This is a genomic window from Planomonospora sp. ID91781 (assembly GCF_015711595.1).
In the GTDB taxonomy this organism is placed as follows: Bacteria; Actinomycetota; Actinomycetes; order Streptosporangiales; family Streptosporangiaceae; genus Planomonospora; species Planomonospora parontospora.
The window spans coordinates 1197334-1221929 of sequence record NZ_JABTEY010000001.1 but is presented as its reverse complement, the minus strand read 5'-3'; the positions used below and the strand labels follow the sequence as shown (position 1 = coordinate 1221929).

Genomic DNA, 24596 nt, shown 5'->3' with positions numbered 1-24596 from the left:
TGCCCGGTCGGCCCGACCGGGTCAGGCGGCCCGACCGGTCAGGCGGCCAGCGGTCCGGCGAGGAGCCGGCGGACGTGCCGGGCGACCGTACGGCCGGCACGGTTGGCCCCGATGGTGCTGGCGGACGGGCCGTAGCCGGCGAGCAGGACGCGGGGGTCGCGGACCGCCACGGTGTCCTCGACCCTGATGCCGCCGCCCGGCTCGCGCAGCCCCAGCGGAGCCAGATGACCGATGGCCGGCCGGAAGCCCGTGGCCCAGAGGATCACGTCGGCCCCGGCGGACCGGCCGTCGTCCCAGACGACGCCCTCGGGCACGATCCGGTCGAACATCGGGAGCCGGTCCAGGACCCCGGCCGCCATGGCCGCCCGCACCCGCGGGGTCACCGGGTAGCCGGTCGCCCCCACCACGCTTCCCGGCGGGAGCCCGGCCCGCACCCGGGCGTCCACCCGGGCGACGGCCGTACGGCCCGCCTCCTCGTCGAACGGCCCTTCGCGGAAGACCGGGGGACGGCGGCTGACCCAGGTGGTCCCCGCGGCCACCTCCGCGATCTCCATCAGCAGCTGGACCGCCGAGGCCCCCGCCCCGACCACGACGACCCGCTCGCCCGCGAACTCCTCCGCGCGGGTGTAGCCGACGGTGTGCAGCTGCCGTCCCCGGAACGTCTCCTGCCCGGGGTAGCGGGGCCAGAAGGGCCGGTCCCAGGTGCCGGTGGCGTTGACCAGGGCCCGCGCGGACCAGTCGCCCGCCGCCGTCTCCACCGCCAGCCGCCCGCCCGCGCCCTCGCGGACCGCCCGCACCTCCACCGGCCGCCGCACCGGCAGGCCGAAGGTCCGCTCGTAGGCGGCGAAGTACTCGGAGACGACCTCCGACGACGGCCGGGCCGTGTCGGCGACGCCCAGCGGCAGCCCGGGGAGGTCGTGCACGCGGTGCGCGGCGCCCAGGGTCAGCGACGGCCAGCGGAACTGCCAGGCGCCGCCGGGCCGCGGGGAGCGGTCGAGCACCACGTGGTCGATCCCGGCCCTGGTCAGGAAGTAGGAACTCGACAGACCGGCCTGACCGGCTCCGACCACGACGACGTCGATGTCCACCATGTCCGGGTAAAACGCGGAGGGGCAGGCGAATAATCCGGCGCCCCCCGGGCAGCAGAGATCTCGCAACATCCGCAGCCGAGATGAGGTCACGATGATAGTGCTGGGACTTCTCCTGATCGTGCTCGCGGGTGCGGCCGTGATCGCGGTCTCCTGGGACGAGGCCGCCACATCCACCGCCACCGCGTCGTTCACGGTCTTCGACCGCACGTTCCAGCTCTCGCAGCTGGAGTTCTTCTTCGCCGGGGTCGTCACCGGCGCCGTCCTGCTGCTCGGCATCGCGCTGATGCTGGCCGGCATGCGCCACGCCGCCGCGCGCCGCCGCCGGCTGCGCGACTCCCGGATGGAGGCGCGTGACCGCGTCGCCCGTCTGGAGGAGGAGAAGCGCGAGCTGGAGCGCAAGCTCCAGGAGAGCCCCGACCCCGCCGCCACCGCCCCGGCCACCGCTCGGGCCACCGCGCCCGCGAGCCGGGACCGCGACCGTGACGGCGTGGACGACCGGGACGAGCCCACGGCCCCCCACCCGAGGGTCGACGTCCCCCGCCAGTCCGGCCACTCCACCGACCAGCTGGTCGCCGGCCGCCACGAGCGCACCTCGCACCACCGGTAGGCGCCGGAGGCGAGGGCGCGCCGGTCCACGACCAGCACCCGCCGCAGCGGACGCACCGGTCCGCGGCGGCACCGCCACCGCGGGCGCGTCGATCCGCCCGTCCGCCCGCAGACGACTCCGCCGGTACGGCTCCGCGCCCCGTACCGGCGGAGTCGTCTGCGCGACGCCCCGTACCGGCGGAGTCGTCCGCGAGACCCTGAGGTCCGGCGCCTCCGACCCTGATCTTCCCCCGTCCCCGGGCCGGGGTTGTCCCCTAGCCCCGCGGGTGGACCCGCCCGGCCCTCCTACCCACGGAGGACGACCCCGGAGACGGTCTGCACGGCCGATGCCCGGCCCCCTTCCCGCTCCTAGTTTCGATCTCGGAAGAGAACGAGCAGGGGAGCCGGAATGGCACGCCGTAGGAACATGGCAGCGTCGATAGGCGGATGGAGCGCGCGTCACCGATGGGCCGCGCTGCTGATCTGGGTGGGGTTCGTGGTGACGGCGACCCTGGTGGGCAACGCCGTCGGAACGCAGAAGATGGAGCCCTGGGAGGGCGACAGCGGGGATTCCCGCAAGGCCGCGACGGTGCTGGCGGCGGCCGGGTTCCCGGACGCCGCCGGGGAGAGCGTGCTGATCCAGGCCCGCGGCTCCGCGGTTCCGGCCGACTTCCGTCAGGCGGCCGGGGACGTCCGGGAGGCGGTGCTCGCCACCGGCCGGGTGGAGAATGTGCGCACGCCGTACGACCCCGAGGCCCCCGCGCCGGTCAGCGCCGACGGGCGCTCCGCGCTGGTGACGTTCGACATGAAGGGCGAGCGTGCGACGGCCAAGGACCGGGTGAAACCCGTGATCGACGCCGTGGCGCAGGTCCAGAAGGCCCATCCGGACCTGCGGATCGACCAGGCGGGCGACGCGAGCTCCGGTCTGATGATCGGTGACGCGCTCGCCGACGACCTGGTCCGCGCGGAGCTGCTGTCGGTCCCGCTGACCTTCGGCATCCTGCTCGCCGCCTTCGGCGCGCTGCTGGCCGCCGTCGTGCCGCTGGTCGTGGCGTTCACCGCCTACCTCGGCTCGGTCGGCCTGCTCGCGCTGACCAGCCAGTTCCTGCACGTCGACTCGGCCACCACCAACCTCATGCTGCTGATCGGCCTGGCCGTCGGCGTGGACTACTCGCTGTTCTACATCCGCCGGGAGCGCGAGGAGCGGGCCAAGGGCCGGGGCCGGGAGCGGGCGCTGGAGATCGCCGCCGCGACCTCGGGACGCGCGGTGCTCATCTCCGGCGTCACCGTGATCGTCGCCATGGCGGGCATGTTCCTGACCGGCAACGGCGTCTTCATGGGCTTCGCCCAGGGCACGATCCTGGTGGTCCTGACCGCGATGATCGGCTCGGTCACCGTGCTCCCCGCGATCCTGTCCCTCATCGGCGACAAGATCGAGGCCCGGGTCGTGCACGGCGCGGTCCGCAAGGTCACCGGCCGCACCTGGCGGCGCAGGCTCGGCGGGCGCGAGGGGGGCGGGCGCGTCTGGAACGCGGTCCTCACCGGGGTGCTGCGCCGCCCGGTCGTCTCGGTGCTGCTGGCCGGCGCCGTCCTGGTCGGTCTCTCGGTCCCGGCGTTCGACCTGCGCACCGGCGAGGCGGGCCTGGCGGACCTGCAGGGCGACTACCCGGTCGTCGACACGCTGCGCCGCATCGGCACCGCCTTCCCCGGCGGCCAGGCGCCCGCCGTCGTCGTGCTCAAGGCCCGCGACGTGACCGCGCCCGAGGTGCAGCGGGAGATCCAGCGCTTCAAGGAGCGCGCCTTCGCCACCGGTGAGGCCGTCGAGCCCTTCGGCGTCAACGTCAACCCGGACAGGACGGTGGCCGCGGTCTCCGTCGGCCTGGCGGGTTCCGGCGCGTCCGACGAGGTCTCCGAGCACGCGGTGCGCACGCTGCGGGAGCGGGTCGTGCCCGAGACCGTCGGGCGGGTCGCCGAGGCGTACGTCCACGGCGCCGTGGCCGGGGTGATGGACTTCAACGCCCAGCTCGGCCGTACCGTGCCGCTGGTCTTCACCTTCGTCCTGCTGCTGGCGTTCCTGCTGCTGCTGGCGTCCTTCCGGTCGCTGGTCGCGGCGGTGACGGCCATCGTGCTGAACCTGCTCTCGGTGGCCGCGGCCTACGGCGTGCTGGTCGCCGTCTTCCAGTACGGCTGGGGCGAGGACCTGCTGAACTTCGAGTCCACCGGTTCGATCGTGAGCTGGCTGCCGCTGTTCCTGTTCGTGATCCTCTTCGGGCTCTCGATGGACTACCACGTGTTCATCCTGAGCCGGATCCGCGAGGCGTTCGACCGGGGCATGCCCACCGAGCAGGCGGTGACCCACGGGATCAGGACGACCGCCGGGGTGGTGAGCAGCGCGGCGTTCATCATGGTCGGCGTGTTCGCCATCTTCGGCACGATGTCGATGCTGAGCTTCAAGGAGATGGGCATCGGCCTGGCCGCGGCCATCCTGATCGACGCCACGATCGTCCGGGCGGTGCTGCTGCCCGCGACGATGAAGCTGCTCGGCGACGCGAACTGGTACCTGCCGCGCTGGCTGAACTGGCTGCCCGTGCTGGAGCACGAGCCCGAGGACGGCGACACCGACGGGACCGGCGGAACCGGTGGGCCCGGCCGTCCCGGTCAGGGCGGCGGTTCGGACGGTGACCGGGACGGCGGCCCGGACGGCGGCCCGAACGGTGGCCCGGACGGTGGCCCGGACGAGCCCGACCCCCGCCCCGGGCGGCACCTGCCGGTCACCGTCGGCTGATCTCTTCGGCCGATTCTTCGGACGGCTCCCCGGACGGCTCCTCCGGTACGGCCCCGGGAGCCGTCCGGCGGTGGTGCAGCAGGGTCGTCAGCCCGCCCGCGACCAGACCCCAGAAGGCCGCGCCCACCCCGAGCAGCGTCAGCCCCGACGCGGTGACCACGAAGGTGACCACCGCCGCCTGGACGCGGTCGGGGTCGGCGACGGCCGCGGTGATCGCGGAGGCGAGGGCGCCGAGCAGGGCGAGCCCGGCGACGGCCTCGACGAGCACCGGCGGGGAGAGCAGGACGAGGGCCGTCGCCAGGCCGGCTCCGACGCCCAGGACGACCATCGAGACCCCGGCCGTGACGGAGGCGATCCACCGGCGGCCGGGGTCGGGGCCCGCGTCGGGTCCGGCGGCCAGGGCCGCGGTGATCGCGGCCAGGTTCACCGCGTGGCCGCCGAAGGGGGCGGCCAGGGCGCTCGCCGCACCGGTGCCGGCCAGGACGGTGCGCAGCGGCGGACGGTAGCCGTACCCGGCGAGGACCGCCATGCCCGGCACGTTCTGCGCGGCCATGGTGACCAGGAAGAGCGGGAGCGCGATGCCGACCATCGCCGAGGCGCTCCAGGACGGCGCGGTCAGCTCGACCACCGGGCGCGCGTCCACCGCGCCGAGGCCCGGGCCGGTCAGCGCGATGGCCGCGACGGCGGCCAGCAGGGCCCCCGGCACCGCCCAGATCCGCGCGAACCGGCTGAGCAGCGCCCAGACCAGGACCACGGGACCGGCCACCGCGGGCACCTCGACGAGCGCCCGGACCGGCGCCACGCACAGGTTCAGCAGGACCCCGGCCAGCATCGCGCCGGCGATCGGGGCGGGGATGGACGCGATCGAGCGGCCGAGGGAAGGGAAGAGGCCGGCGACGGTGAGGAGCACCCCGCAGACGGCGAAAGCGCCGACCGCCGCCGGGAAACCGCCCTCGACCGCGCCGGTTGAGACCAGCAGCGCCGCACCCGGCGTGGACCAGGCGACACTGACCGGGATGCGCAGCCGCAGGCCGAACCAGATCGCGGTGGCGCCGGCGGCGACGCAGAGCGCGAGCAGGCCGGAGGCCGCCTGAGTCTGGTCGGCGCCCACCGCCCGGAGCCCGGCCAGGACGACGGCGAAGGAACTGGCGAAGCCGACCAGGGCGGTCACCACCCCGGCCAGCACGGGCTGCAGCAGGCGGTTCATCTGGTCCCCTCACGTCCCCGCGGCGTCCCCGGGGACGCTCCCACGGCGCTTCCGGCGTGTTCCGTCGGCGCCTCCAGATCGTTCCGTAAACGGAACGGCCGTCATGCTGCACGATAGCCCTATGAGGTCCGACGCGCCAAACTCCCAGCCCGGGGCGGACACCCCCACTACCGACATGCCGGACGTCGGGCGGCGGATCCGCGGGCTGCGGGAGGAGCGCGGCCTGTCCCTCTCGGAGCTCGCCCGGCGTGCCGGGATCGGCAAGGCGACGCTCTCCGGCCTGGAGAACGGCACCCGCAACCCGACCCTGGAGACCCTGTGGGCGGTCACCGCCCAGCTGGGCGTCCCCCTGGCCGCCGCCGTCGGCACCGGTCCCGTCGCCCACGGCGCGGCCGTACGGGGCGTGCTGCTGGAGGTCTTCGAGGAGGAGGGCGCCACCTACGAGCTCTACCGGCTCGTCGTGCCGGCGGGCACGTCGCAGACCTCGCCCGCCCACCCGGAGGGCGTCACCGAGCATCTCACCGTCTTCACCGGGACGCTGCGCGCCGGACCGGCCGACGCTCCCCTGCTGGCCGGGCCCGGCGAGCACGTCTCCTGGCGTTCCGACGTCCCGCACACCTACGCCGCCGGGGACCAGGACGTCCACGCGGGCCTCCTGATCCGCTATCCCCGGCGGCCTTGACACCGGCCGCCGAGGAGCCGACCCGACCGCCGGGCCTCATCCGCCGAGGAGCCGCCCCGACCGCCGAGTCCCATCCGCCGAGGACCCGCCCCGGCCGCCGCGCCTCAGCCCTCGAGGACCTGCTTCAGCACGGTCACGCGCTCGCGCCAGAAGGCCTTCATCGCGGCGGCCGACCCGGCGTCGGGGAGCTTGCCGTGCTGGAGGCTGATCTGAGTCCGGTCCGGCCCCTTCGCCACGAGATGCACCGTGACGGCGGCCCGGCCCTCCCAGTCGGCGGTGACGGACCGGCCGGGCCGCGCGGTCCGTACCCGGAAGGGGGCCTCCGGCAGCCATCGGGCCCGCAGGGCCTCGTCGGTGAACGCCGCGGTAACCCGTTCGGCCGGGACGGCGACGGTCTTGCTCGCGCCGACCGAGAAGTCCCCGCCCCGCCGCTGTCCCGGCAGTCTGAGACCCCGCGCCTGCTCGTAGGCGACGGTGACGCTCTGCGCCCACCAGCCGGCCACCCCGTGCTCCTCGACCAGCCACCGGGCGATCTCCCCGTGCGAACGGTTCACCGCGCCCCAGCCGTCCAGCAGCGCGAACCAGTCGCCGCGCGAGCGGCCGGTCGCGGCCGCCATCGCGTCCCCGGAGACCGTCTCCTCGTGGGAGGCGGCCGCGGCCTCCTCCGCGGGCCCCGCCGGGGGGACCGCCGCCGCGGCGGCCTCGCCCGCGAGGTCCGCCGGCACGCCGGCCGCGGGAACAGCGGCCTCGCCTGCGAGCCTCCCCGGCTCCCCGCTCGCGGAAACGGCGGCCGACACGCCGGGATCGGTCTCGGCAGCGGCGGCCGGCACGCCGGGCGCACCGGAGCGGGGGACGAGGTTGCGGCGGGCCGCGGAGTAGCTCTCACCGGTCTTGGCCATGCGGGTGCGGACGCGGCTCTTGAAGGACTTGTTGCTGGTCATCCCATGCTCCCTGGACACGGCGTCGCGCCGGGACCCGCGCTCCCGCCGCCCCGCCGGATCTGGGGCACGTGCAACCGGCGTCCCGAGAACTCCAGGGTCCCCTCTACCCCCGCGAGCCGGCGGCGTGGGCACCGGTGAAGGGGGTCGGGCGCGGGACCGCGCCTCCTCCGAATGTACCCACCGACGCCGCCCGCGGCGACCCCCCGACCGCACCATAAAGTTCGCAAAAGTAATATTCAGGTCATGACGCCACGATCCAAAGCGATGCTCTTCTGGGTCACCGGCGTCATCGCCTACGTCATCGCCGTCTTCCACCGCCAGTCCCTCGGCGTCGCGAGCCTGGAGGCCGCCGCCCGGCTGGGGATCGGCCCGTCCGGGCTCTCCCTGCTCGCCATGCTGCAGCTCCTGTTCTACGCGGGGATGCAGGTGCCCGTCGGCGTCCTGGTCGACCGCCTCGGGTCCAAGCGCATGCTGATCATCGGGGCCGCGGTGATGACCTGCGGCGAGCTCGTCTTCGCCTTCTCGTCCGGTCTGCTCCCGGGCGCCGCCGGACGGGCGCTGATCGGCTGCGGCGACGCGATGACGTTCATCAGCGTGATCCGCCTGGTCAGCCTCCACTTCCCGGCCCGGCGCAACCCGGTGATGGTCCAGCTCACCGGCATCATCGGTCAGCTCGGCGCACTCGCCTCCGCGGTCCCGCTGATCCACTCCCTGAACGCGTACGGCTGGACGCCCACCTTCCTGGGCGCGGCCGGGCTCGGCGTGGCGGCCGTGGTCCTGCTCCTGGCGGTGCTGCGCGACTCCCGCCCCGCCGGAGCGGCCGGGCAGGCACCGGGGCTGCGGGCGGCCTGGGCCGAACCCGGCACCCGCCTGGGCATGTGGACGCACGCGGCCACCCAGTGCTCGGCCGCCGCGTTCCTGCTGCTGTGGGGATATCCGTTCCTGGTCCAGGCACAGGGGCTGGACCCGTCCACGGCGGGCGTGCTGCTGTCCGCGCTGACCCTGTGCGGCATGGCCTGCGGGCCGGTGCTCGGTTACCTCGCCGGGCGGTTCCCGTTCCACCGCTCGTGGCTGGTCCTCACCGTGATCGGCACCACCGCCGGGGCGTGGACCGCGGTGCTGGCCTGGCCGGGACGGGCCCCCCTCTGGCTGCTCGCCGTACTCGTGGTGGCGCTCTCCGCCAACGGCCCCGGCTCGATGATCGGCTTCGACTACGCCAGGACCTTCAACCCCGCCGACCGGATCGGCGCGGCGAGCGGCATCGTGAACGGCGGCGGCTTCGTCGCCTCCATGTCGGTGATCGCCCTCGTCGGCGTCGCACTCGACCTGCACGGCGGGACCGGGCTCGACGCCTTCCGCTGGGCGTTCGCCGTGCAGTATCCGTTCTGGCTGCTCGGCGTGGTGCAGGTGCTGCGCTACCGGACGATCACCCGCCGCCTGCTCGCCGCCCGCGCCTCCTAGACGGGCGAGTCCGGAGTCCGGGCAGAGGCCGGGGGGAGACAAGTGCCCCCACCGGATGGACCGTGCGCTCCGATCGACGCCGTCACCGCAGGCCACGGCCTGTGTCTCCACGCTCCACCTCGGTTCAGTGGACCACCGGTGGCCGGAACTCAGGGAGACGCGTCGATCTGTACACGGTCACCGTCGTCGTCGGACAGGAACGACGCCAGCGACCGTCCTTCCTCGGCGACGGCGGCGTGGTCGGATCGGGAGAGGCGGCGCAGCGGGGTGACGATCACGACGTCCGCCTCGGTGGTCCAGGTGGCGGCGACCCGGCCGTCCACCAGCACCACGCGGGCCCCGGCGACCGACAGGCCGCGGTGGGCGTCGTCGACGATCCGGGTGCGGTCGTGGTAGCCGAGGAGCGCGTTGTCGAACGCCGGCAGGAACCGTACCGGGGCGGGTGTGTCGGGGTCGGGACGCGGCGCGTCGGGAAGGTCCAGCAGCTCGCGGCCGCGCTCGTCCCGGAAGGTGACGAGTTCCCCCCGCATCGCGGACACGGCGGCCGGCAGTCCCGCCAGGCCGCACCAGGCACGCAGGTCCGCCGAGGCCGCGGGGCCGAACGCGGCCAGGTAGCGCCGTACCAGCGCCTGGCCGACCGGGTCGGAACCGTCCGCGGCCGGCGGGTCGATCTCGCGCCCCAGCCAGGACGAGAGCAGGACGTTGCGCACACCCGCCCTCGTACGCCACAGCCCACGCGGCGGCAGCTGCGCCATCGGGAGGAGCGCGGCGACCAGCATCTCCCCCAGCGCCCGCCGTCCCGGTGCCGGCCAGCGATCGGCGAGCGCCCCGGCGAGCTCACCCATCGAGCGGGGCTCGCCGTCGGCCATGACCGCCCGGCCCGCCGCCGCGAGCTCGTCGAGGTCCACCCCGTCGAGCTCGCGGCGGTACGTCCCGAGCACCCGCTGGCGCAGCATGGCGCCGTGGCGGGCCCGCCAGGCGAGCGCGTCCTCTGCGGTGAGGAGGTGGACGGTGCGGCGCATGAGGTGGGTGCGCACCACGCTCCGCCCGACGAGCAGGTCCGAGAGAACCGCCGGGTCGAACGCGCGCAGCCGGGTCCAGAGCCCGACGAACGGCTCCTGCGGTTCCTGCGCCTGCAGCCCGCCGAGGTGCGCGACGGCGTCGTGCACCGGCATGTCGGCGCGATCGAGCAGGAGCTGCCGGGCCAGCGTCGCGCGGTTGAGCGCCCGGGTGCCGAGCACGGTCATCGGTTTCATTCTCGATCCCCTCGGACTCGCCTCACGGTGGCGCCTCTCCTCCTCGGCTCGGCTTCCGGCCCAGGCGTCCACGATGTTCCGGGCCTTCCTGGAGCCGCGGTCATCCGGGGACGACTGTCGCAGGAGTAGCGGCCAGTCATTGTCCGCTACTCCGGGCGGGCGATCGTCAAGACCGTTCAGGACAGAACCGCTCAGGGACGGCGGCGGTCAGGGCAGAGAGGTGAAGGGCTCCGCGAAGTGGGCGGTGGCGATCAGCCCGCCCTCCGCTCTGACCCGGTCCAGCACCTCGGCGCGGGTCCGCGCGGCGAGTTCCGGGTCGTCGTCGTAGAGGTAGGGCACCCCGGGGTCGGCGAGCTGGACGGGATGCAGCACCAGGTCGCCGGTGAGGACCAGGCCGCCCACCCGGACGATCTGGTGGCCGGGGGTGTGCCCCGGCGCGTGGACCACCCGGACGCCGGAGGACAGGTCCGCGTCCCCGTCGACCACCCGGACCTGTTCGCCCAGTGGGCGGACCACGTGGTCGAGGACCGCCTCGGAGGCGGCGGCGATCTCGGCGCGCTGGAGCACGTACCCGGCGTTCGGGAAGACCGGCGCCCCGCCCGCCACCGCCCCGCCGGCGTGGTCGCTGTGCAGGTGCGTGATGACCACGGTGTCCACCTCCTGCGGCGCGGTCCCCACCCGGGCGAGCTCGGCCGCCAGCGCCCCCGGGACCGGGGCCCAGCTCGCCGCCGGCCCGTCCTGCGGCCCGATCCCGGTGTCCACCAGGACGGTCCGGCCCGCCGGGCCGCGCAGCAGGTAGCAGTGGAAGTGCAGGGTCCACTCCCCGTCGTGGTGGCAGCCGCCGGGGAACATCTCCGGCAGCGGCCGCCGGATCGCCTCCCCCATCGGGCCGACGGCGTCGCACAGCGGGATCACCTCGACGCCCGCGACGGTCATGGGCTGGTGCGGCATCCTGTCTCTTCTCCGGAACGGGCCGGCGGTGTCACCGCGGCGGCGGGTGTGACGCACCGCCGGCCGGGCCGCGTGCGGACGATCGGTTCCTTCTACCGCATCGACGCACCGTTCCACCACCTCGGGGCGCGGCGGCCCGGGACCGCGAACGGCGCCCGACTACTGCGGCCAGTTCGCGACGGTGGAGGCCTTGATCACGTCGGTGTGGCAGTTGTGGAGCGTGTTGCGCTTGCGGTTCAGGACGCAGACCCGCACGTCCACCCGGTCGACCTCGCCGTCGGAGGACAGCCTGAAGGTGCCGCCCCGGGAGGAGCAGGTGTAGCGCCCCTGGGCCCAGCCGGTGCCGCCGCTGACGTAGTGGAAGCGGGCGCGGACGTAGCCGCAGTGGCCGCTGTGCCGGTCGCGGTCGTAGAGGGTGCCGGAGACGGTGAACCGCTCGGAGTCGAAGTCGCTCAGCCAGACGTCGGCCTTGGCGTATCCGCCGTGACCGGCCGTGGACTGCACGGGACCCCAGTGGTGGACGGGGGCCGCGGCGGCGTTCGCCGTTCCGGCCGAGCCCCCGGCGAGCACGAGCGCGAACAGACCGGCACCGATGACAGTTCTCTTCTTCATGGGTCACATGTGTACCGGTCGTCGCTTGAAACCCTCTTGCACGCCACTTGTCACTTATCGACCGGACAGTCCATGACGAGGAACCGCTCGGCCGCAGGAGCAGGGACCGGCCGTGCCGCCGGGGGCGGGATGATGGAGGGATGCTGGCCGACATCGTGGAGTTCCTCGTCTGCCCGGTCTGCGCGGACCGGATGGCCCTCGGGGAGCGGGCGCTGCGCTGCCCGGCCGGGCACGCGTTCGACGTCGCCCGGCAGGGATACGTCAGCCTGCTGACCGGCTCGCAGGTCCCCGGGACGGCCGACAGCCCCGCCATGGTGGCGGCCAGGGACGCCTTCCTCGGGGCCGGGCACTTCGACCCGCTCGCCGAGGCGGTCGCGGACGCCTGCCGTACGGCGGTGGCGGGTGCGGGACCGGCGGCCGCGGGCACGACGGCGGAGGCGAGGACGGGAGACGCCTGCGCGGACGCGGGGACGACCGGCGGGGACGCCGCGGGACCGGTGGTCGCGGACGCGGGGGCGGGGACGGGTCACTACCTGGCCCGGGCGCTGGACCGGCTGCCCGGCGCCGCCGGGATCGCGCTGGACGTCTCCAAGCACGCCGTCCGGCGGGCCGCTCGGGCCCATCCCCGGCTGGGCGCGGTGGTGGCCGACGTGTGGCGGCCGCTGCCGGTCGCGAGCGGCGCGGTGGACGTGCTCCTCAACGTCTTCGCGCCGCGCAACGGCGCGGAGTTCGCGCGGATCCTGCGCCCCGGCGGCGTGCTCGTCGTCGTGACCCCCACCGTCCGGCATCTGGAACCGCTGGTGGACCGGCTGGGCCTGCTCTCGGTGGACGAGTCGAAGGAGCGCCGGACGGCCGAGAGCCTCGGCGGCCGGTTCACCTTGAGCGGCCGGAGCGTCCACGAGTTCTCCGTGCGTCTGCGGCACGCCGACGTCGAGGCCGTGGTGGGCATGGGCCCGAGCGCCTGGCACGTCGACGCGGAAGTCCTGCAGAGACAAATCACAGAACTACCGGATACAAGTACGGTGACCGCTTCTTTTCATATTTCTACCTTTAAGTCACACCCATGATCAAGAGCGTTACTTGACAGCCACCTTCGTATCACATGTAACTGAAGTGGCATTTAGTCCGAAATTACACACGTTCATCAAGCAAACTACTGCCGGAGGCTACATACTGGACGGCAACCCGGCGGGCCCGCGCCCATGTCCGCGCGAGCCGATGCCTTGACGGAGGGACACGCCACTTGACTGCTCCCCTCCCTGAAGGGAGGGGATTCCTGCTTCACCGCCGACCGCCCGCCGAGGAGGACTCCTCTTGAGGTCTTACACCGGCTCCACAGGCGTTTCACCTCTCCGCCAGCCCGACGGCGAGGATGTTCTTCGCGGCGTTGACGTCCCGGTCGTGGACCGCCCCGCACGCGCAGGTCCACCCCCGCACGCCCAGCGGCATCGTCTCCTGCAACGCACCGCAGGCCGAGCACAACCTGCTGGAGGGGAACCAGCGGTCGACCACCACCAGGTCCCGCCCGTACCAGGCGGTCTTGTACTCCAGCATCGAGCGCAGTTCCCGCCAGGAGGCATCCGAGATCGCGCGGGCCAGATTGTGGTTCTTGACCAGGTTGCGGACGGTGAGGTCCTCGATCACGACCGTTTGGTTCTCACGGACGAGCCGGGTGGTGAGCTTGTGCAGGAAGTCGCGGCGGCGGTCGGTGATCCGGGCGTGGGCGCGGGCGACCTTGAGTCGCGCCTCGGCCCGGTTGTTACTGCCCTTGGCCTTGCGGGACAGGTTGCGCTGGGCCTTGGCCAGGCGTCGCCGGTCGCGGCGTTCATGCTTCGGGTTGGTGATCTTCTCGCCGGTCGACAGGGTGACCAGGGAGGTGATCCCGGCGTCCACCCCCACCGAGGCGTCCACCGGCTCCAGCGGCCGGATCGTCTCTTCCACGAGGATCGAGACGAACCAGCGCCCGGCCGCGTCGCGCGACACGGTGACCGTGGACGGCTCCGCGCCCTCCGGCAACGGCCGGGACCACACGATGTCCAGCGGCGTGTCCATCTTCGCCAGGGTGAGCGTGCCGTCGCGCCAGCGGAACGCCGAACGGGTGTACTCGGCGGACGCCCGGGACTTCTTGCGGGACTTGAACACCGGGTACTTCGCCCGCTTGGCGAAGAAGTTCGCGAACGCCGCCTGCAGGTGCCGCAGCGCCTGCTGCAGCGGCACGGAGGAGACCTCCGACAGGAACTCCAGCCCTTCGGTGCGTTTCCACGCCGTCAGCGTCGCCGACGTCTCCACGTAGGAGACCTTGCGGCCCTCGATCGTGTAGGCGCGGGAGCGCATCTCCAGGGCCTTGTTGTAGACGTAGCGGACGCAGCCGAACGTCCGGGCGAGCTCGAAAACCTGCTCGGGGGTCGGGTGGAAGCGGTACTTGTAGGCCCGCTTCACGATCTGCGCCACGCCTCACACCGTATCGCGTGTTCGGTTAAGGAGCGCATGGTTGTTCGATATGGCGGTTCGCCTGGCGGCGAATCACCTGCTCCTGCCTGCTCCGCAGGTGTCCGATTCCTCCCCCGCCTGAAGGCGGGGGTTTCCTCGGAGGTATCAGATGAAGGCGGAGGAACGCTGGCAGACCAGGTTCCGGGCGCCACGCGTGACACTGCCCGTCTGGGCGCGGCATGCCCCCGCCCGCGCCGTGTACCGCAGCAACGCCTCCGGCGCCTGGGAGGTCTACGCCTGGGACCGCGCGGAGGGCGTCGTGCGCCAGGTGACCGCGCGCCCCAAGGGCACCTCGCACGGGACCGTCGACCCCACCGGCCAGTGGATCTGGTGGTTCGCCGACACCGACGGCGACGAGTGGGGCGGCTGGATGCGCCAGCCCTTCACCGGCGGCCCCGACGAGCCGGTCGACCTCGGTCCCGGCCACCCCGCCGGGATCGCCCTGGCCGCGACGGGTGACGCGGTGATCGGCCTGGCCCGGCCCGGCCAGGGCTTCACCGTCCACGTCGTACGGCCCGGCTCCCCCGCCCGGGTGGTCTACGAGCACACCGAGGCCGCCTCCGTGGCCGCGGTCTCCCTGGACGGCTCACTGATCGCGATCAACCACAGCGAGCACGGCGACACCAGGCACCCCTCGCTCCGGGTCCTGCGGCAGTCCGGCGAGACCGTGGGCGAGCTGGGCGACGGCCCCGGCAGGGGCGTCGTCGGCCTGCGCTTCGCCCCCGTCTCCGGCGACCGGCGGCTGCTCGCCCTGCACGAGCGCCGGGGCCGCCGGGAGCCGCTGGTCTGGGACCCGGTGAGCGGCGAGCAGCGGGAGATCTGGCTGCCCGACCCCGGCGAGATCACCGCCGACTGGTACGCCGACGGCCGGTCCCTGCTCGTCGTCCGGGCCAACCGCGGCCGCACCCACCTGCACCGCTACGACCTGGCCGGAGGCGTGCTGGCCCCGATCGAGACCAAGCACGGCGTGATCGACGCCGCCGCGCCCCGGCCCGACGGCTCGGTGGAGTACTCCTGGTCCAGCGGCGCCCACCCGCCGGTGATCCGGTCGAGCAACGGCCAGGTGGTGATGAACCACGGCGGGCCGTCCTCGCCGCCCTCCGTCCCGGTCGAGGACGTGGACGTGGACGGGCCCGGCGGACGCGTGCACGCCCTGGTCTCCCGGCCCGAACGCGGCGCCGGGCCGTACCCGACCGTCTTCCTGCTGCACGGCGGGCCCACCTCGCAGGACGACGACTCCTTCCTCCCGCAGGTGGCGGCCTGGGTGGACTTCGGCTTCGCGGTCGTGCGGGTCAACTACCGGGGCTCCACCGGGTACGGCTCCGCCTGGCGGGACGCGCTGGCGGGCGACGTCGGCCACATCGAGCTGGCCGACGTGACCGCCGTGCGCGAGGCGATGGTGGCGCGCGGCCTGGCCGACCCGGAACGCCTGGTGCTGGCCGGGTCGTCCTGGGGCGGCTACCTCACGCTGCTCGGGCTGGGGACGCAGCCCGGGACGTGGGCGGCGGGCGTCGCGACGGTGCCGATCGCCGACCACCTGGCGGCCTACGAGGACGAGCCCGAATCGCTCCGGGCCTACCACCGCGCGCTGCTCGGCGGCTCGCCCGCCGAGCAGCCGGAGCGCTACGCGCACTGCTCGCCCATCACCTACGTCGACCGGGTCGAGGCGCCGGTGCTGATCCTGGCCGGCGAGAACGACCCGCGCTGCCCGATCCGCCAGATCGAGGCCTACGTGTCCCGGCTCGCCGCGCGCGGGCACGAGCACGAGGTCTACCGGTACGGCGCGGGCCACGGCTCGCTGGTCGTCGCCGAGCGCATCGCCCAGATGGCCGCCCAGCTGGACTTCGTCCGCAGGCACGTGAAGACGGACGCCTGACCTCCCGCCCGGCCGCCCGGACGGCCATCCGGGCTCCCGGACACCCGCCGGACCTCCCGGCCGACCGCCCGTCCGGAGCCCGGCCGGACTCCGGACGGACCCCGGGACCGGAGGGCGCGGGCGGCCTGCTCAGCGGGCGCGCAGGACCACGATCGCCATGTCGTCCGCGCTCGGCTCGGTGGTGAACTCCTGCACCGCCCGGCGGATCCGCGCCGCCACGGCCCCCGCGGACAGGCCCACGCACTCGGCGAGCAGCTTGGCCAGGCCCCCGTCGTCGTCGAGCAGCCGCTCGCCCTGGCGCCGCTCGGTCACCCCGTCGGTCACCGCGAGCAGCACGTCGCCGTGGTCGAGGTGGACCAGGTCCGCCTCGAAGTCCACCTCGGGGAAGACCCCCAGCAGCGACTGGGAGGTCACCACCGGCTCCACGACGCCGCTCGGCTTGAGCCGCAGCGCCTCCGGGTGCCCGGCGGAGACGAGCCGCAGCTCCAGACCCGTCGGCACGGGCCGGATCTCCCCGTGGAGCAGGGTGAGGAACCGCGCCCGGTCGCCCTCCTCCAGGATCGCCTGGTTGAGGCGGCCCAGGACGGCGGCGACGCCGTACCCCTCGCGGGCGAGCAGGCGCAGCGTGTGGCGGGCCAGGCCGGTGACCGCGGCGGCCACCGGGCCGGTCCCGCAGACGTCGCCGACCGCGAACCGCCAGGATCCGTCGCCGGCCGCGAACAGGTCGTAGAAGTCGCCGCCGACCTCGTTGGTCTCCCCCGCGGGTTCGTAGACCACCGCGTGGTCGAGTCCGGGGATCTCTCCGGGGTCGTCGGGCGGGAGCAGGCTGCGCTGCAGGGCCCGGTTGGCCGCGGCCTGCTGGGCGTAGAGCAGGGAGTTGTCCAGCGCGAGGGCGGCGCGGCGGCCGATGTCCTCGGCGTACTGCATGACGTCGTCGGCGAAGCGGTCGGGGCGGCCCAGGCACATCGCGCCGAGCGAGCGTCCCCGCGCCAGGAGCGGGACGGTCAGCACGTGGGAGTCGCCGAGCTGCGTCGAACCGCCGTCCTCGGGGACGCGGCTCCCGGCGAGCACCTCGCGCAGCTCGTCGATGCGACCCTCGTCGGCGTGCCACAGGTAGGCCGGGCGCTGCGGCCCGCCGCCGTCGGCCCAGATGAAGACCGCGCACCAGGTGGCCAGCCGGGGCACCGCGATCTGCGCGATGATCGCGGGCACCATGTCCGGGTCGAGCGTCCCGGCCAGCAGGTCGCTGGCGTCGGCCAGGAAGCGCAGCCAGACCGGCCCCCGCCCGGAGTCGTCCTCCTCGGCCCACTCGGTGGTCACCTGGTCGCGGGAGCCGGGCAGCGGCAGCCGGGCCCAGTGGGTGCGGTGCTCCGGGCCGAAGGTGACGCCCCACTCCTCCACCGGCACGACGGGGGCGCCGGGATGCGTCTCCGAGGCGCTCTTCTGCCGCACCTCCACCTGCACCCGGTCGCCGAGGTGGGTCCACACGACCTCGAACGGCACGTCGGCGACCTGCGCGGCCAGCTCTCCGGACAGCTGCTCGGCCATGGCCAGGACGGACGCGGCGGCCCAGGCGGTCATCACCTCTCGGGTGAACCGCCTGACCTCGGAGACGGCGGCGTCTCCCGGGGTGAATGACGCGGCCAGGAGCGCGCGTGGAGCGGTGGTCATTGTTCCCTGATTACCACACTCCATGGTGACGTGGGGTAAAACGAAGGCGGGACCGGGGCTTGCGCATCGTGACAGACTGGGATGACCCGAGGCTGCCCCCCTCGGGATTCAAGGAGGTCTCATGACCACGGCCGACACGATGCCCGACGCCGAGGAGCGCCACTACAGCGAGTCCGACCTGCGACCGCTCCTGGAGACGCTCTTCGCCTGGCGCGACGGCGACTTCCGGCGCCGCGTGCCCTACGCCCCCGACGGGATCCTCAGCGAGATCCGCCTGCTGCTCAACGAGGTCGCCGACCGCCGCGAGCACCTGGCCAACGAGCTGATGCGGGTCCGCCGCGAGGTGGTCAAGGAGGGCCGCTTCGGCGAGCGGCTGACCCCGGGGCCCGGCGTGGGCGCCTGGGCCGAGAGCGTGCACTCGGTCAACGACCTCATCGAGGCCCTGTCCGGTCCGGTCAGCGGGGCGGCCGACGTGATCGACGCCGTGGCCAAGGGCGACCTGTCCCGCCGGATCGACCTGGACCGCGGCGCCCGGGGCGAGGTGCGGCGCCTCGGCAAGGCGATCAACGGCATGGTGGACCAGCTGTCCCTGTTCACCTCCGAGGTCACGCAGGTGGCGCGCGAGGTCGGCACCGAGGGCCGGCTGGGCGGCCAGGCGCAGCTCCGGGGCATGTCGGGCAGCTGGCGCGACCTGACCGAGGCGGTGAACGCCATGTCCACCCGCGTCTCGGCCCAGGTCCGCGACATCGCGCTGGTCACCACCGCGGTGGCCAGGGGCGACCTGAGCCGCAAGGTCACCGTCGACGCGGTCGGCGAGATGCTCGAGCTGAAGAACACCGTGAACACCATGGTCGACCAGCTCTCCGCCTTCGCCGAGGAGGTCACCCGGGTGGCCCGCGAGGTCGGCACCGAGGGCCAGCTCGGCGGCCAGGCGCAGGTCCGGGGCGTCTCCGGCGTCTGGAAGGACCTCACCGACAACGTCAACGTCATGGCGGGCAACCTGACCACCCAGGTGCGGGCCATCGCCGCGGTCTCCACGGCCGTCGCCCAGGGCGACCTGTCGAAGAAGATCACCGCCGACGCGCAGGGCGAGATCCTCCAGCTCAAGGACACCCTGAACACGATGGTCGACCAGCTGTCGATGTTCGCCGACGAGGTCACCCGCGTGGCCCGCGAGGTCGGCACCGAGGGCCAGCTCGGCGGCCAGGCCCGCGTCCGCGGCGTCTCCGGCGTCTGGAAGGACCTCACCGACAACGTCAACTCGATGGCCAACAACCTGACCTACCAGGTGCGCAACATCGCCGAGGTCACCACCGCCGTCGCCAACGGCGACCTGACCCGCAAGATCGACGTCAACGCCCAGGGCGAGATCCTCGCCCTCAAGACCACCATCAACACGATGGTCGACCAGCTGTCGTCCTTCGCCTCCGAGGTCACCCGGGTGGCCCGCGAGGTCGGCTCCGAGGGCCGGCTGGGCGGCCAGGCGCAGGTGCAGGGCGTCTCCGGCACCTGGAAGGACCTCACCGACAACGTCAACGTCATGGCGAACAACCTGACCACCCAGGTCCGCCAGATCGCCGCGGTCTCCACGGCCGTCGCCCAGGGAAACCTGTCGAAGAAGATCACCGCCGACGCGCAGGGCGAGATCCTCCAGCTCAAGGACACCCTGAACACGATGGTCGACCAGCTGTCGATGTTCGCCGACGAGGTCACCCGCGTGGCCCGCGAGGTCGGCACCGAGGGCCAGCTCGGCGGCCAGGCCCGCGTCCGCGGCGTCTCCGGCGTCTGGAAGGACCTCACCGACAACGTCAACTCGATGGCCAACAACCTGACCTACCAGGTGCGCAACATCGCCGAGGTCACCACCGCCGTCGCCCGGGGCAACCTGACCCGCAAGATCGACGTCAACGCCCAGGGCGAGATCCTCGCCCTCAAGACCACCATCAACACGATGGTCGACCAGCTGTCGTCCTTCGCCTCCGAGGTCACCCGGGTGGCCCGCGAGGTCGGCTCCGAGGGCAACCTCGGCGTCCAGGCCCAGGTCGAGGGCGCCGAGGGCATCTGGAAGCGCCTCACCGAGAGCGTGAACGACCTCGCCGGCCGCCTCACCACCCAGGTCCGCGCGATCGCCGAGGTCACCACCGCCGTCGCCCAGGGCGACCTGACGCGTTCGATCACCGTCGACGCCGAGGGCGAGATCGGCGAGCTCAAGGACAACATCAACACGATGGTGTCCGTGCTGCGCTCCACCACGACCGCCAACCAGGAGCAGGACTGGCTCAAGTCCAACCTGGCCCGCATCTCCCGGCTCATGCAGGGCCACCGCGACCTCATGGAGGTCGCCAAGCTGATCATGAGCGAGCTGACCCCGCTGGTCTCCGCCCAGTACGGCGCCTTCTACCTCGCCGAGCCCGCGGGCGACCACGACCTGCACCTCATCGCCGGGTACGGCACCCGCCCGGGCTCCGGCCCGCGGCAGCGCTTCGCCACCGGCGAGGGGATCGTCGGCCAGGCCGCGCTGGAGGGCAAGCGGATCATCCTGCGCGACGTGCCGGACCGCTACCTCACCGTGGGCAGCGGCCTCGGCCGGTCGGCGCCCGCGCAGATCGTGGTGCTCCCGGTCCTGTTCGAGAACCAGGTCCTCGGCGTGCTGGAGCTGGCCTCGCTCTACGAGTTCAGCGAGGTCCACCACGACTTCCTGGTCCAGCTCGTGGAGACCATCGGCGTCACGATGAACACCATCATCGCCAACTCCCGGACCGAGGACCTGCTCACCGAGTCCCAGCGCCTCACCACCGAGCTGCGGGAGCGCTCCGACGAGCTCCAGCGCCAGCAGGAGGAGCTGCGCCGCTCCAACGCCGAACTGGAGGACAAGGCCGCGCTGCTCGCCAAGCAGAACCGCGCCATCGAGATCCAGAACTTCCAGATCGAGCAGGCCCGCCGCACGCTGGAGGAGCGCGCCGAGCAGCTCGCGGTCTCCTCGCGCTACAAGTCCGAGTTCCTCGCCAACATGTCCCACGAGCTGCGCACCCCGCTGAACAGCCTGCTGGTGCTGGCCAAGCTGCTCACCGAGAACGCCGAGGGCAACCTCACGCCCCAGCAGGTGGAGTTCGCCAAGACCATCCACGGGGCCGGGTCCGCGCTGCTCCAGCTCATCAACGACATCCTCGACCTGTCCAAGGTCGAGGCCGGGCGCATGGACATCCACCCGCAGCAGATCTCGCTGCCCAAGCTCGTCGACTACTTCGAGGCCACCTTCACGCCGCTGGCCCAGGACAAGGGCCTGTCGTTCGCGGTCGAGGTCGAGCCGTCGGTCCCGCAGGAGCTCCGCACCGACGAGCAGCGCCTCCAGCAGGTGCTGCGCAACCTGCTCTCCAACGCGATCAAGTTCACCCCCAAGGGCGAGGTACGGCTCCGCGTGCTCTGCGCACCGCACGGCGTCGCCTTCGTGGACGAGACGCTGCGCGGTGTCGACGGCATCCTGGCCTTCGAGGTCGTGGACACCGGCATCGGCATCGCCGCCGACAAGCTGGAGGTCATCTTCGAGGCGTTCCGGCAGGCCGACGGCACCACCAGCCGCAAGTACGGCGGGACCGGCCTGGGCCTGTCCATCTGCCGCGAGATCGCCCGGCTGCTCGGCGGTGAGATCCACGTGATGAGCGAGGTGGGCCGGGGCAGTTCCTTCACCCTGTACCTCCCGCCCGCCTACGCGGGCCCGCTGGCCTCGCGCGACGGCGGGGCGGCGACGCCGAGCGCCGTCCAGCAGCCGCCGATGGTCATCCCCGGCCAGCTGGAGCGCGCTCCCGAGCTGCCGGAGGCCCCGGCCGAGGAGAGCCCGGCCGTCCCGGACTACCCCCCGGCGGACGGGCCGGTGTGGACGGGCGGCGAGGACCCGCTCGCCGGCGCCAAGATCCTCATCGTGGACGACGACATCCGCAACGTCTTCGCGCTGACCAGCGTGCTGGAGCGGTACGGCTCCACGGTGGTCTACGCCGAGAACGGACGGGAGGGCATCGAGCAGCTGGAGCGCAACGAGGACGTCGCCCTGGTCCTGATGGACATCATGATGCCGGAGATGGACGGCTGGGCGACCACGTCGGCGATCCGCCGGATGCCGCAGTTCGCCGATCTGCCGATCATCGCGCTTACCGCTAAGGTCATGCAGGGGGACCGGGAGAAGAGCATCTCGTCCGGTGCCTCCGACTACATCCCCAAGCCCGTCGACGTCGACCGCCTGCTGGAGCGCCTGCGCGGCTGGCTCACCCGCGGGCGGGCGGCCGACGACCTCCGTGAAGGTGCATGATCGATGCCGGACCGCGCCAAGATCCTCCTGGTCGACGACCGGGAGGAGAACCTGATCGCCCTCGAGGCCATCCTCAGCTCACTCGACCTGGTCCCCGTCCGGGCCAAGTCGGGTGAGGAGGCGCTGAAGGCGCTGCTCAGCACGGAGTTCGCGCTGATCCTGCTGGACGTCCGGATGCCCGGCATGGACGGGTTCGAGACCGCCTCCCACATCAAGCGGCGCGAACGCACCCGGAACATCCCGATCATCTTCCTGACCGTGGTCGACAGCGCCCCGGACTACGCCTTCCGCAGCTACGCCGCCGGGGCGGTCGACTACCTCACCAAGCCGTTCGACCCGTGGGTGCTCCGGGCCAAGGTGGCGGTGTTCGTCGAGCTCTACAACATGAACCGCCGCCTGACCGAGCAGGCCTCCATGCTCCGCGAGCGGCTCAGCGACGAGCTCCCGGCGGGCCGGAACGGTGACCAGGCCGCCGTGCTCCCCGAGCTCTCCCGCCGCCTCACCGCCGTCGAGGACGAGCTCATCCGGGTTCGCGAGGCCGCCCGCAAGACCGACGACCCCGCCCTGGCCGGGCCCCTGTCCGACCTGACGGACCGCCTCAAGCACCTGCGCGCGGGCCTCGACGCCCTGTCCTGAGCCTCGGCCGGGTCCCTTCCGGGTGGGGGTCCGGATAAGCGGTCGATTCACGGACGTCGGCTTGTTAGCCTGGGGCCGTGCAATATCTGTTCTTCCTCTGACGGGGACCCGTCCAGCCCGCCCTCCGCGCCCGTAGGCCGAGGCGACGGGCTGTTCGCCGTTTCCATCGGCCGATCGGCCGCCCGTCAGTGACCGAGAGCGTCTCCGTCCACCCGTCCGGGAGACGAGTGCGCCTCCGCAGGAAGAGACATGACCAGCACCGTAACCCTGCCCGCGCGTGCCCACGCGCAGCTCATGGCATCCGAGATCCACATCAGCCGCGGCGGCCGCAAGGTCCTCGAAGGCGTCGACCTGACGGTCTCCCCCGGTTCCCGCTGGGGCGTCGTCGGCGAGAACGGCCGGGGCAAGTCCACACTGCTCCACATCCTCGCCGGGACCCTGCCGCCGGACTCCGGGAGGGTCCATCGGGTCGGCACGCTCGGGACCGCCGAGCAGGAGATGGCCGTCGGCGGCGGCCGTACCGTCGGCGACCTCGTCGACTCCGAGCTCGCCGACGTCCGCGCGGCACTGCGCGCCCTCGACCGCGGCGCTGCGCACCTGGCCGAAGAGCGGCCCGGCGCCGCCGAGGAGTACGCCGTCGCGCTCGCCGCCGCCGAGACGCTCGACGCGTGGGACGCCGACCGCCGGGTCGACGTCGCGCTCGAAGCGCTCGGCGCCGTCACCGACCGCTCCCGGCCGCTCGACGAGATGTCGGTGGGCCAGCGCTACCGGGTACGGCTGGCGTGCCTGCTCGGCGCGGAGCGCGACTTCCTGCTGCTCGACGAGCCGACGAACCACCTCGACCAGGACGGCCTCGAGTACCTCACCGCACGGTTGCGCGGCATGTCCGGCGGGGTCGTGCTGGTCAGTCACGACCGGGCGCTGCTGTCCGACGTCGCCACGGCGGTGCTCGACCTCGATCCGAGCCGTGACGGGCGGCCCCGCGTCTACGGCGGCGGATACGCGGGATACCAGGAGGGCCGGCGGGCCGAGCGGGACAGGTGGGAGGAGGAGTACGAACGGCAGCGGGCCGAGCACTCCCGCCTCACCGAGGACCTGGCCAGGGCGCAGAACCGGCTCGTGACCGGCTGGCGCCCCGACAAGGGCACCGGCAGACACCAGCGCGCCACCCGCGCACCGGGCCTCGTCCGGTCCGTCAACCGGCGCCGCGACGAGCTGGAGGAGCACGCGGTCACGATGCCCGAACCCCCGCTACGGCTGCGGGTGCCCGACCTGCCCGGACGCCCCGGCGCCCCCCTGCTCCAGGCCGCCGGGATCACCGTCGCCGGGCGTCTCGACCGGCCCGCCACGCTCTTCCTCGGCTCAGGGGCGCGGCTGGTCGTCAGCGGGCCCAACGGCTCGGGCAAGTCGACGCTGCTCTCCGTACTGGCCCGCCGGCGGGAACCGTCGACCGGGACGCTGCACGTCGGCCGGGACGTGCGCGTGGAGCTGCTGGCCCAGGAGTCGTCGCCGCCGGCCGGGAGGCGGGCCCGCGATGTCTACGAGGTCCGACTCGGACGGCTCGTCGGCCGGGGAGTCCTGCGGGATGCCGATGCCGTCCCGCTGGAGTCGCTCGGCATCCTCGCCCCGGCGGACCTGGACAGACCCGTGGGGGAGCTCTCGATGGGGCAGCGGCGCCGCCTCGACTTGGCCATGGCGCTCGCCGCCCGCCCGCACGTCCTCCTGCTGGACGAGCCGACCAACCACCTCTCGATCGCGCTCGTCGACGAGTTGACGCAGGCTCTCGAGGCGACGGGTGCCGCGGTCGTGGTCGCGACCCACGACCGACAGCTCCGCCGCGATGTCGCACAATGGCCCGTCCTGGCCCTGGGCGGCGCACCACCGCGGTCCGCCGCCCAGGATCTCCGAGGGGCCCGCTCCAGCGGACCCGGCCCGGCGTAACCCGGTGGACGTCGTCGATATGGCTCTGTCGGGCCCGCACGGCCGTATCGACGACATCGGCCGGAGGTCCGGTGCTCCCGGCAGGACACCCTGCGGCGATCGGCCGCA

17 protein-coding genes are annotated in these 24596 nt (G+C 73.3%); 9 read left to right on the top strand and 8 right to left on the bottom strand.

Translation table 11 applies throughout. The annotated features are described in order from the left end of the window. Positions 1 to 38 precede the first annotated feature (38 nt). Positions 39 to 1091, bottom strand: coding sequence for an NAD(P)-binding domain-containing protein (locus tag HS048_RS05655; protein WP_196466361.1), 1053 nt, complete (start codon positions 1089 to 1091; stop codon positions 39 to 41). 91 nt (positions 1092 to 1182) lie between these two features. Here HS048_RS05655 and HS048_RS05650 point away from each other — a divergent pair, with 91 nt between their 5' ends. Then, positions 1183 to 1698 (top strand): hypothetical protein, encoded by a 516-nt coding sequence (locus tag HS048_RS05650; protein ID WP_153054309.1) that lies wholly within the window; start codon positions 1183 to 1185, stop codon positions 1696 to 1698. Between the two features lie 405 nt (positions 1699 to 2103). Further along, positions 2104 to 4461 carry an MMPL family transporter gene (locus tag HS048_RS05645; RefSeq protein ID WP_196466360.1) on the top strand — a complete coding sequence of 786 codons (2358 nt, stop codon included), beginning with the start codon at positions 2104 to 2106 and terminating at the stop codon, positions 4459 to 4461. Here the strand turns inward: HS048_RS05645 and HS048_RS05640 are convergent. Further along, positions 4448 to 5668 (bottom strand): benzoate/H(+) symporter BenE family transporter, encoded by a 1221-nt coding sequence (locus HS048_RS05640; RefSeq protein WP_196466359.1) that lies wholly within the window; start codon positions 5666 to 5668, stop codon positions 4448 to 4450. The genes HS048_RS05645 and HS048_RS05640 overlap by 14 nt on opposite strands. Before the next feature lie 121 nt (positions 5669 to 5789). Here HS048_RS05640 and HS048_RS05635 point away from each other — a divergent pair, with 121 nt between their 5' ends. After that, on the top strand, positions 5790 to 6350 hold the full coding sequence (locus HS048_RS05635) for a helix-turn-helix domain-containing protein (protein ID WP_230880745.1): 561 nt from the start codon (positions 5790 to 5792) through the stop codon (positions 6348 to 6350). A gap of 104 nt (positions 6351 to 6454) precedes the next feature. On the opposite strand, the gene HS048_RS05630 is transcribed toward HS048_RS05635, so the two are convergent. Continuing rightward, a complete protein-coding gene (locus HS048_RS05630; protein ID WP_196466357.1) occupies positions 6455 to 7291 on the bottom strand; it encodes a hypothetical protein in 837 nt (278 codons plus the stop codon). Positions 7292 to 7534: 243 nt separating this feature from the next. Here HS048_RS05630 and HS048_RS05625 point away from each other — a divergent pair, with 243 nt between their 5' ends. Next, entirely contained in the window at positions 7535 to 8752 is a 1218-nt protein-coding gene (locus tag HS048_RS05625) for a nitrate/nitrite transporter (RefSeq protein ID WP_068898014.1), read from the top strand. A 149-nt stretch (positions 8753 to 8901) separates the two neighbouring features. Here HS048_RS05625 and HS048_RS05620 read toward each other — a convergent pair whose 3' ends face one another. The 3 genes from HS048_RS05620 to HS048_RS05610 form a co-directional block, all read right to left on the bottom strand. After that, positions 8902 to 9999: a winged helix DNA-binding domain-containing protein gene (locus tag HS048_RS05620; RefSeq protein WP_196467803.1), complete on the bottom strand. Its 1098-nt coding sequence runs from the start codon at positions 9997 to 9999 to the stop codon at positions 8902 to 8904. 216 nt (positions 10000 to 10215) lie between these two features. Next, positions 10216 to 10959, bottom strand: a complete 744-nt coding sequence (locus tag HS048_RS05615; RefSeq protein WP_068898011.1) for an MBL fold metallo-hydrolase — start codon at positions 10957 to 10959, stop codon at positions 10216 to 10218. Between the two features lie 159 nt (positions 10960 to 11118). After that, positions 11119 to 11571: a hypothetical protein gene (locus HS048_RS05610; protein ID WP_196466356.1), complete on the bottom strand. Its 453-nt coding sequence runs from the start codon at positions 11569 to 11571 to the stop codon at positions 11119 to 11121. Positions 11572 to 11711: 140 nt separating this feature from the next. On the opposite strand from HS048_RS05610, the gene HS048_RS05605 reads away from it, so the two are divergent. Then, on the top strand, positions 11712 to 12638 hold the full coding sequence (locus HS048_RS05605) for a putative RNA methyltransferase (protein ID WP_196466355.1): 927 nt from the start codon (positions 11712 to 11714) through the stop codon (positions 12636 to 12638). A 277-nt stretch (positions 12639 to 12915) separates the two neighbouring features. Here the strand turns inward: HS048_RS05605 and HS048_RS05600 are convergent, their stop codons facing one another. After that, entirely contained in the window at positions 12916 to 14022 is a 1107-nt protein-coding gene (locus HS048_RS05600) for an RNA-guided endonuclease TnpB family protein (protein WP_196466354.1), read from the bottom strand. A 148-nt stretch (positions 14023 to 14170) separates the two neighbouring features. Here HS048_RS05600 and HS048_RS05595 point away from each other — a divergent pair, with 148 nt between their 5' ends. Then, positions 14171 to 15937 carry a prolyl oligopeptidase family serine peptidase gene (locus HS048_RS05595; protein WP_196466353.1) on the top strand — a complete coding sequence of 589 codons (1767 nt, stop codon included), beginning with the start codon at positions 14171 to 14173 and terminating at the stop codon, positions 15935 to 15937. A gap of 129 nt (positions 15938 to 16066) precedes the next feature. Here the strand turns inward: HS048_RS05595 and HS048_RS05590 are convergent, their stop codons facing one another. After that, positions 16067 to 17608 (bottom strand): PP2C family protein-serine/threonine phosphatase, encoded by a 1542-nt coding sequence (locus tag HS048_RS05590; RefSeq protein WP_230880744.1) that lies wholly within the window; start codon positions 17606 to 17608, stop codon positions 16067 to 16069. Positions 17609 to 17729: 121 nt separating this feature from the next. Between HS048_RS05590 and HS048_RS05585 the strand changes: the two genes are divergently transcribed. The 3 genes from HS048_RS05585 to HS048_RS05575 all read left to right on the top strand — a co-directional run bounded on the left by HS048_RS05585 (position 17730) and on the right by HS048_RS05575 (position 24488). Continuing rightward, on the top strand, positions 17730 to 21911 hold the full coding sequence (locus HS048_RS05585) for a HAMP domain-containing protein (RefSeq protein ID WP_196466352.1): 4182 nt from the start codon (positions 17730 to 17732) through the stop codon (positions 21909 to 21911). Between the two features lie 3 nt (positions 21912 to 21914). Further along, a complete protein-coding gene (locus HS048_RS05580) occupies positions 21915 to 22547 on the top strand; it encodes a two-component system response regulator (RefSeq protein ID WP_196466351.1) in 633 nt (210 codons plus the stop codon). A 249-nt stretch (positions 22548 to 22796) separates the two neighbouring features. Further along, entirely contained in the window at positions 22797 to 24488 is a 1692-nt protein-coding gene (locus HS048_RS05575) for an ABC-F family ATP-binding cassette domain-containing protein (protein WP_196466350.1), read from the top strand. Positions 24489 to 24596: the final 108 nt, after the last annotated feature.

Excerpts from the sequence above, each read along its gene's own strand:
- HS048_RS05655 (WP_196466361.1), bottom strand. The coding sequence starts at position 1,091 with ATGGTGGACATCGACGTCGTCGTGGTCGGAGCCGGTCAGGCCGGTCTG.
- HS048_RS05650 (WP_153054309.1), top strand. The coding sequence starts at position 1,183 with ATGATAGTGCTGGGACTTCTCCTGATCGTGCTCGCGGGTGCGGCCGTG.
- HS048_RS05645 (WP_196466360.1), top strand. The coding sequence starts at position 2,104 with ATGGCAGCGTCGATAGGCGGATGGAGCGCGCGTCACCGATGGGCCGCG.
- HS048_RS05640 (WP_196466359.1), bottom strand. The coding sequence starts at position 5,668 with ATGAACCGCCTGCTGCAGCCCGTGCTGGCCGGGGTGGTGACCGCCCTG.
- HS048_RS05635 (WP_230880745.1), top strand. The coding sequence starts at position 5,790 with ATGAGGTCCGACGCGCCAAACTCCCAGCCCGGGGCGGACACCCCCACT.
- HS048_RS05630 (WP_196466357.1), bottom strand. The coding sequence starts at position 7,291 with ATGACCAGCAACAAGTCCTTCAAGAGCCGCGTCCGCACCCGCATGGCC.
- HS048_RS05625 (WP_068898014.1), top strand. The coding sequence starts at position 7,535 with ATGACGCCACGATCCAAAGCGATGCTCTTCTGGGTCACCGGCGTCATC.
- HS048_RS05620 (WP_196467803.1), bottom strand. The coding sequence starts at position 9,999 with ATGACCGTGCTCGGCACCCGGGCGCTCAACCGCGCGACGCTGGCCCGG.
- HS048_RS05615 (WP_068898011.1), bottom strand. The coding sequence starts at position 10,959 with ATGCCGCACCAGCCCATGACCGTCGCGGGCGTCGAGGTGATCCCGCTG.
- HS048_RS05610 (WP_196466356.1), bottom strand. The coding sequence starts at position 11,571 with ATGAAGAAGAGAACTGTCATCGGTGCCGGTCTGTTCGCGCTCGTGCTC.
- HS048_RS05605 (WP_196466355.1), top strand. The coding sequence starts at position 11,712 with ATGCTGGCCGACATCGTGGAGTTCCTCGTCTGCCCGGTCTGCGCGGAC.
- HS048_RS05595 (WP_196466353.1), top strand. The coding sequence starts at position 14,171 with ATGAAGGCGGAGGAACGCTGGCAGACCAGGTTCCGGGCGCCACGCGTG.
- HS048_RS05590 (WP_230880744.1), bottom strand. The coding sequence starts at position 17,608 with ATGACCACCGCTCCACGCGCGCTCCTGGCCGCGTCATTCACCCCGGGA.
- HS048_RS05585 (WP_196466352.1), top strand. The coding sequence starts at position 17,730 with ATGACCACGGCCGACACGATGCCCGACGCCGAGGAGCGCCACTACAGC.
- HS048_RS05580 (WP_196466351.1), top strand. The coding sequence starts at position 21,915 with ATGCCGGACCGCGCCAAGATCCTCCTGGTCGACGACCGGGAGGAGAAC.
- HS048_RS05575 (WP_196466350.1), top strand. The coding sequence starts at position 22,797 with ATGACCAGCACCGTAACCCTGCCCGCGCGTGCCCACGCGCAGCTCATG.